The organism is Streptococcus sobrinus DSM 20742 = ATCC 33478, assembly GCF_000686605.1.
Lineage (GTDB): Bacteria > Bacillota > Bacilli > Lactobacillales > Streptococcaceae > Streptococcus > Streptococcus sobrinus.
The window spans coordinates 51,452-59,703 of sequence record NZ_JMLC01000012.1 but is presented as its reverse complement, the minus strand read 5'-3'; the positions used below and the strand labels follow the sequence as shown (position 1 = coordinate 59,703).

Below are 8,252 nucleotides of genomic sequence, written 5' to 3'. Positions count from 1 at the left end.
CTAGCTACCTTACTAATTCCCTTTTCAAAATAATATCGATTTTGAAAAGGGAATGTCGTTTAAAAGTGCGGACGCAAGAAGAAATTATCCAGTGGATGATTTCTTGGAACTCACGTAGTTTCATTACGACACGAGGTTAGGCTAGCCGATTTTACTGGCCTAACCGAGTTAATCAGGGGGCTAGTCAATTTTCGTAGAGATTGGCGTTAGATATTTGCTACTTTAGTAGCTGATATCTTTGCCCCGTGATAAATTTTGAGCCCTTCGCTCTCTAATTTTTAGGCTCAGGCAGATTTAGTCCACCGGACTAAATCTCTCTCAAAATTTCCGTTCTTAGCAACATCTGTAGTTGTTGCTAAGAATACCACTTTGGCGAAAGTATCGCTTTTAGAATGACTTCATTAGTTAATGATTTATGTTCATTTTCCAGATGTAGTCGTATTGAGATAGTAAATTGCTAATTTTGAATCTCAAAGGGTATTAACTAGAAAGGAGAGAAAAGTGGGAAAAATTGCCAAAGTAATTGTGGATGTTCCGCTCATGCAGACGGACAAGCCTTTTTCTTATCAGATTCCTGCCGACTTGCTAGGTGGCATCAGCCTAGGTAGCCGGGTTCATGTCCCTTTTGGTAAGGGAAATCGGTTGCTCCAGGGATTCGTCGTTGGGCTAGAAGAGGCAGAGGTTGACGGACTCAAGGCTATTGCTGCCCTCCTAGATTTTGAGCCCGTTCTCAATGAGGAGCAACTGCAACTAGCCGACCAGATGCGGCACACGGTTTTTTCTTATAAGATATCTATTCTTAAGTCCATGATTCCTAGCCTCCTCAATTCTAACTACGATAGAATTTTGGAAGTTGGAGAAGGTCTATCTGATAAGGATCGAGAAGAGATTTTTGCAGGACAAGCTCAGCTGTCTTATGTCAGCCTAGATGAGAAACAGCAGGCCAAGGTTGCTAAACTAGTGCGGTATGGCCAAATCAAGGCCAGCTATGTGGCCCAGGATAAGAAAAAACTCAAGACGGTCAAATACTATGAGGTCAAGCCTAAAATTCTAGCAAAGCTAGAGATTTCCAAGCGAGCCAAAAAGCGACAGGAATTGAAGGATTACCTTCTGACCAATCCTAAACGGGCTCTCTTGGCTGACTTGCATAAGCTTTATTCTCGGGACCAGGTCAAGTTCTTGGTCCAAGCTGGGGCCCTAGAAATTGAAGAGGTTCCTGTCAACCGTAGTCAGGACTATTTTGATAAGGTGCAAAAAACAGACTTCTTAAAGCTCAATCAGGAGCAGGCTCAGGCTGTCCAAACTATAGTAGCTGACATTGGTCAGCCTAATAAACCCTATCTGTTAGAGGGAATCACGGGTTCTGGTAAGACGGAAGTTTATCTGCATATTATTGATCAGGTGCTTAAACTTGGCAAGACAGCCATTGTCTTGGTGCCGGAAATTTCCTTGACGCCTCAGATGACCAACCGTTTTATTTCTCGTTTCGGTGATCAGGTTGCTATCATGCACTCGGGCCTCTCGGACGGTGAAAAATACGATGAGTGGCGGAAAATTAAGTCTGGCAAAGCCAAGGTCGTTGTCGGTGCCCGATCGGCTATTTTTGCTCCCTTAGAAAATATTGGGGCTATCATTATTGATGAGGAGCACGAAGCTACCTATAAACAGGAATCTAATCCCCGCTACCATGCCCGCGATGTCGCCCTACTCAGAGCCCAGTATCACCAGGCGGTCTTGGTGATGGGATCAGCGACCCCAAGTATTGAAAGTAGAGCTAGAGCCAGCCGCGATGTCTATCATTTCATCCACCTGACCCAAAGAGCCAACCCGCAGGCCAAAATTCCCCGAGTCGAGATTGTTGACTTCAGGGATTATCTGGGCCAGCAAGCTGTCAGCAATTTCACCCCACTTTTGCTTGATAAAATTAAGGATCGGCTGGAAAAAAGGGAGCAGACCGTGCTTATGCTCAATCGCCGTGGTTTTTCAAGCTTTATCATGTGTCGTGAGTGTGGCTATGTAGATGATTGCCCTAATTGTGATATTTCCCTGACTCTGCATATGGATACCAAAACCATGAACTGCCACTACTGTGGCTTCCAAAAGGCTATTCCTAGAACCTGTCCCAATTGTGGCAGTCGCAGTATTCGCTACTATGGGACAGGAACGCAAAAGGCCTATGATGAGTTGCAGGAAGTTCTGCCCCAAGCAAGGGTCTTACGGATGGATGTAGATACTACTCGAAAAAAAGGAGCCCATGAAAAAATTCTCCAAGAATTTGGTCAAGGCCAGGCGGACATTCTTCTGGGAACTCAGATGATTGCTAAGGGACTAGATTTTCCTAATGTCACCTTGGTCGGGGTGCTCAATGCTGACACCTCGCTCAATCTGCCTGATTTTCGCTCAGCCGAGCGGACCTTCCAGCTCCTAACCCAGGTTGCTGGTCGAGCCGGTCGGGCCGAGAAGGAAGGCCAAGTCATTATTCAGACCTATAATCCTAAGAATTATGCCATTCAATTGGCCAAGGAGCAGGACTACGAGGCTTTCTACACCTACGAGATGAAGGTTCGCCACCAACTGGCCTATCCGCCTTATTACTATACGGTGGGTCTGACTCTCTCCCACAAGAATGAAGAAGTTTTAGTGCAAAAATCCTTTGAAGTGCTGAATTTATTGAAGGGGCAACTGAGTGACCAGGTCAAGATCTTGGGTCCAACCCCAAAGCCTATTGCTAGGACGCACAATCTCTATCATTACCAAATTATTATCAAGTATCGTTTTGAGGACAAGTTGGAAGACGCCCTCAATCAGATTTTGGATTTAACTCAAGACAAGGGGAATAAGGACTTGCGTCTGATAATTGACCATGAACCACAAAGTTTTGTCTAGAAAATGGGCTAAGCCCGTCAATTTTTTCTAGCTGGACTTACTGTAAAATTTGCTAGGGAATGGCCTAGAGATTACTTTATACTGACTTAAAACCAAAATCACTCCGCTCTTACGTTATCGGCTATGGAGCTCTGCAGTTTTAGTAAGACCTGACCCTACCAGAGCCGATAGTTGAAAGGTCTGGACTAAAAAAGAGTATGATTCTTGGTTTCTGGGGCTTTGATGAATAGTCTTTTTGTCCTCCTAGTTTTGATTCCGTCGCACTATTCTAGAAAGGAAGGCCAGCAAGGCCGGAAGATAGATGAAAAAAATTATTTTTATGGGAACGCCCGACTTTGCGGCAACTGTTCTCCAAGGGCTGATTGACAGCTCGACTTATAAAATTTTAGCTGTTGTTACCCAACCCGATCGGGCAGTCGGTCGCAAGAAGGAAATCCGCCTGACACCAGTCAAAGAGGTTGCTCTCAAGTATGACCTAACGGTATACCAGCCTGAGAAGTTATCTGGATCGCAGGAAATGGCAGACCTGATGGACCTAGGGGCTGACGGTATCATCACGGCAGCCTATGGTCAATTTCTGCCCAGCAAGCTACTTGATAGCATGGATTTTTCCCTCAATGTCCATGCTTCCCTCCTACCCAAGTATCGCGGTGGGGCGCCTATTCACTATGCCCTCATAAATGGTGATGACAAGGCCGGTGTTACCATTATGGAAATGGTCAAGGAAATGGATGCTGGGGATATGGTCTCCCAAGCTAGCCTGCCTATCCTAGATGAGGACAATGTAGGGACCATGTTTGAAAAACTAGCTGTTTTGGGGCGGGATTTACTCTTGGACACCCTGCCCGATTATTTAGCTGGTAAACTGCAACCGCAAGCTCAGGACCCTGAACAAGTAAGCTTTTCGCCCAATATCACCCCTGAACAGGAGTGGTTGGACTGGGATAAGTCGGCCCGAGCCCTCTTTAATCAGGTTCGAGGCATGTATCCCTGGCCGGTTGCCCACACCCTCTTAAAGGGCCAACGTTTTAAGGTTTATCAGGCCAAGCCAGTAGAGGGTCAAGGCCAAGCTGGCCACATTATTGAGAAAACCAAGAAAAGTATGGTCGTGGCAACCGGAGACGGGGCCCTGTCTCTTCTGGAGGTCCAACCGGCTGGCAAACCCAAGATGCAAATCACTGATTTTCTTAATGGACTTGGTCAAAAGCTAGAAGTAGGTGATGCCTTTGGCGACTAAAGCGATAAGGTCTGCTCGGGCTCTGGCCCTAAAAATTCTTGAGGAAGTCTTTCAGGAAGGGGCCTATTCCAATTTGGCCCTCAAGCATGGCCTAGCTAAGTCCGACCTCAGTCAGCAGGACAAGGCTCTGGTGACCGAAATTGTCTATGGGACGGTAGCTCGAAAAATCACTCTGGAATGGCAGCTGGCTCATTTCATCGAGGATCGTGAAAAATTAGAACCTTGGGTCTATACCCTTCTCCTACTCAGTCTCTATCAGCTTATCTATCTGAACAAAATTCCCCATCATGCCATCGTCAATGAAGCTGTTAATCTGGCTAAGGTCCGCAGTCAAAAAGGTGCGGACAAACTAGTCAATGCCGTCTTGCGAAAATTAGCCAGGGGACCCCTAGCTGATCCGACCGCTATCAAGCGCAAGAACAAACGTTACTCTGTCCAATATTCCCTACCAGTCTGGCTGGTCAAAAAAACGATTGAACAGTATGGCGAAGATCGAGCTGTTAAAATTTTCGCGAGTCTCTTCATCCGCAACAAGGCCAGCGTTCGGGTGACCAATCCCGCCAAGTTGGCTGAAATTCAGGCAGCGACTGAGTCTGACAGGTCCCTGCTCTCGCCGGTCGGCTTGGTCAAAGAAACCGGCTATTTTGCTGGGACTGATTATTTTGAGCAGGGAGACCTGACGATTCAGGATGAATCCAGTCAGCTGGTGGCCCCTACTCTCAAACTTGAAGGGGATGAACAGGTCCTTGATGCCTGCGCCGCTCCCGGTGGTAAGACAGCCCATCTGGCTTCCTATCTGACGACAGGCCAAGTGACGGCGCTTGATCTTTACGACCACAAGCTGAAACTGATTGAAGAAAATGCCCGACGCCTGCATGTAGCAGACAGGGTTACAACTCGAAAACTAGATGCCCGTCAAGCTGATCAAGCTTTCTGTCCTGATAGCTTCAATAAGATTTTAGTTGATGCCCCTTGTTCGGGTATCGGCCTGATTCGTCGCAAGCCAGACATCAAGTATAGCAAGGGAAGTCAGGATTTTGCTGCCTTGCAAAAGATACAGTTTGATATTTTAAACAGTGTTTGTCAAACATTACGCAAAAATGGTATAATAACCTACAGCACCTGCACCATTTTTGAAGAGGAAAATCAGGATTTGATTAGCAAATTCCTTGAGGCCCACCCCAATTTTGAGCAGGTAAAACTGGAACATAGGCAGAAAGACATTCTGACAGATGGTTTTATCAGGATAACCCCTGAGTTACATTTGACGGATGGTTTCTTTATTGCCCAACTTAAGCGAGTTTATTAGCTTGCGACAGTCAGAAAAGAGAGCCGATAATGCTCGGTGATCTGGCTTAGTGAGAAGTTTAGGCAAGTCACCCTAGTGCTTGCCGTAGGAAATGGAGAGGTTTTAATCTCACATTTCCTTAACTTATCGAAAGGACAGTTACACACTTCATGGAAATTGCTCTGCGTACTGATATCGGTCAGAAACGTTCCGATAATCAGGATTTCATCAATCAATTTTATAATAAATCGGGTGTTCCTTTGATCATCTTAGCCGATGGGATGGGGGGGCATCGTGCTGGTAATATTGCTAGCGAATTAACCGTTACCGATTTGGGAAAAATTTGGGAGGAAACTGAATTTTCCGATTTAACCCAGATTCGGGACTGGATGATTGATGGTATAGAAAAAGAAAATAAAAAGATTCATGAGCTCGGTAAAGAGGAATCTTTTCGAGGTATGGGGACAACCATTGAAGCCGTCTCTGTTGTTGATAATGCCGTTCTCTATGCCCATTTAGGTGACTCTCGGATTGGTTTGATTAGGGATGGTCACTATCAACAGCTGACAACTGACCATTCCTTGGTTAACGAACTTTTGCGGGCCGGCCAGATTACTGAAGAAGAGGCAGCTGTTCATCCTCAGAAAAATATTATTACCCAGTCTATTGGTCAACAAAGTCCAATCGAACTTGATCTAGGTGTTCAACAATTGGAACCGGGCGATTTCATCTTGATGAATAGCGATGGTCTGACTAATATGATTTCTAATGACACCATTGTTAATGTCCTCTTGGCTGACGATGGCGGTGTTAAAGAAAAGGCAGAAGAATTAGTGGCCCAGGCCAACAAGGCAGGTGGTCTGGACAATATTACCGTGGGCTTGCTTCACGTAGAAGGTGAGGCTTTATTATGATTCAGATTGGCAAATTATTTGCTGGTCGCTATCGCATCCTCAAGTCCATCGGTCGAGGTGGGATGGCCGACGTTTACTTGGCTAACGATCTGATTTTAGAAGGAGAAGAAGTTGCCATCAAGGTACTTCGAACTAACTATCAGACCGACCAAGTCGCTGTGACTCGTTTTCAGCGAGAAGCGCGGGCCATGGCTGAACTCAGCCACCCTAATATCGTTTCTATTAGAGATATTGGCGAAGAAGATGGACAGCAATTCCTAGTAATGGAATACGTCGATGGTTTAGACCTCAAGCATTATATTCAAGAAAAGGCGCCATTATCCAATTCTGAAGTTGTCAGGATTATGGAAGAAGTCCTTTCAGCTATGACCCTGGCCCATGAGAAAGGAATCATTCACCGGGACCTCAAGCCTCAGAATATTCTTTTAACCAAGGAGGGAACAGTCAAAGTTACTGACTTCGGAATTGCCGTGGCCTTTGCGGAAACCAGCCTGACACAGACCAATTCTATGCTGGGTAGTGTCCACTATCTTTCGCCAGAACAGGCGCGTGGTTCCAAAGCAACGGTCCAGTCCGATATTTATGCCATGGGGATTATGCTCTTTGAAATGCTGACAGGTCACATTCCTTATGATGGCGACAGTGCCGTGACCATTGCCCTCCAGCATTTTCAAAAACCCCTGCCTTCCATTAGAGAAATCAATTCAGAGGTTCCCCAAGCCTTGGAAAATGTTGCCATTAAGGCAACAGCAAAAAGGTTGACGGATCGCTATCAATCAACCTATGAAATGAGTCGAGACCTCATGTCTAGTCTCAGCTATAACCGTAGCCGAGAAGCTAAATTGGTCTTTTCAGATGTGGCAGATACTAAAACCCTGCCTAAGATTGATACTAATACAGCTAACGCTTCCACAGAGCAGCTGCTGAAGGCTACCGATAAGAATGCTAAGGCTAAGGAGTCTGCAAATCCAGCACCTAAGAAAAAGGTTAAACCTAAGCGTAAGCATAAGGCTAGTGTCTTTAGCAAGGTTGCAATCGGTGTAGCCCTAGTGTTGATTGCACTGGTTGCCTTCTTCATGTTGCGAAATCCATCTTCGGTTAGTGTCCCAGATGTTTCTGGACAGGATTTATCAACAGCTCGATCAACTATTAAGAAATCCGGTTTTAAAGTCGGCCAAGTCATTAAGGTAGAGAGTGATTCTGTTGCTAAGGGTAAGGTTGTTCGGACCGACCCTGCTGCAGGAAGTTCGAAAAAAGAGGGAACCTCGGTCGATATCTATGTTTCTGGAAGTGGCAGTAAATTTAAGATGAAGGACTACACCGGCAAAGATATTGACACTGTCAAGAAGGAATTAGAGTCTGATTATGGTGTCAAAGAGTCCCAGATAGAGGTGACGGAAGTTTCCACATCTGATTACGATGAGGGCACCATCATCAGTCAAAGCCCTTCTAAGGGAGATAAATTTGATACCTCAGGTGATGATACCATTAAATTTACGGTTGCTGTTTCAGGGTCAACAACCATGCCTAATTTAACAGGGATGACTTATTCTCAAGCAATTTCTACCCTGACAGCCATTGGTGTTAAATCGTCACGGATTAAGATTTATTCATCATCAACAGGATCTGAAACCTCCCCTTCATCATCTAGCATCATTTCTGGACAAAATCCATACTATGGAGCTAGCCTAGATTTATCATCTAGCGACGAGATTGTTCTCTATGTACAGGATGCTTCATCGAGTTCATCCAGCTCATCAAGTTCAACGTCATCGAATTCGTCAAGTTCATCAAGTTCAGAAAATCCCCAACAAGATGATAGTGACAACTCAAATTCGTCTGAAAGCAACGGGAATCAATGAGCCCATTGTTAGTTTTCAATGAAAGTATTGTATTATAAGAAAAATCAGCCTAAGCCAGGCTGATT

General features: G+C 45.3%; 5 protein-coding genes. All 5 read left to right on the top strand.

Annotated features, from left to right (window positions below):
* Nucleotides 1-540 precede the first annotated feature (540 nt).
* The 5 genes from BS63_RS0105635 (at nt 541) to pknB (ending at nt 8,187) form a co-directional block, all read left to right on the top strand.
* Entirely contained in the window at nt 541-2,886 is a 2,346-nt protein-coding gene (locus BS63_RS0105635; protein WP_414385675.1) for a primosomal protein N', read from the top strand.
* 301 nt (nt 2,887-3,187) lie between these two features.
* Nucleotides 3,188-4,123 carry a methionyl-tRNA formyltransferase gene (gene fmt, locus BS63_RS0105630; RefSeq protein ID WP_002960303.1) on the top strand — a complete coding sequence of 312 codons (936 nt, stop codon included), beginning with the start codon at nt 3,188-3,190 and terminating at the stop codon, nt 4,121-4,123.
* The gene (gene rsmB / locus BS63_RS0105625; protein ID WP_019785496.1) at nt 4,107-5,432 is read left to right on the top strand and encodes a 16S rRNA (cytosine(967)-C(5))-methyltransferase RsmB; all 1,326 of its coding nucleotides are present in this window, start codon (nt 4,107-4,109) and stop codon (nt 5,430-5,432) included. Before fmt ends, rsmB begins: the two co-directional genes overlap by 17 nt.
* Before the next feature lie 149 nt (nt 5,433-5,581).
* Nucleotides 5,582-6,325 carry a Stp1/IreP family PP2C-type Ser/Thr phosphatase gene (locus tag BS63_RS0105620; RefSeq protein ID WP_002960300.1) on the top strand — a complete coding sequence of 248 codons (744 nt, stop codon included), beginning with the start codon at nt 5,582-5,584 and terminating at the stop codon, nt 6,323-6,325.
* Nucleotides 6,322-8,187: a Stk1 family PASTA domain-containing Ser/Thr kinase gene (gene pknB / locus BS63_RS0105615; RefSeq protein ID WP_002960298.1), complete on the top strand. Its 1,866-nt coding sequence runs from the start codon at nt 6,322-6,324 to the stop codon at nt 8,185-8,187. The genes BS63_RS0105620 and pknB overlap by 4 nt, the downstream gene beginning before the upstream one ends.
* Nucleotides 8,188-8,252 lie beyond the last annotated feature (65 nt).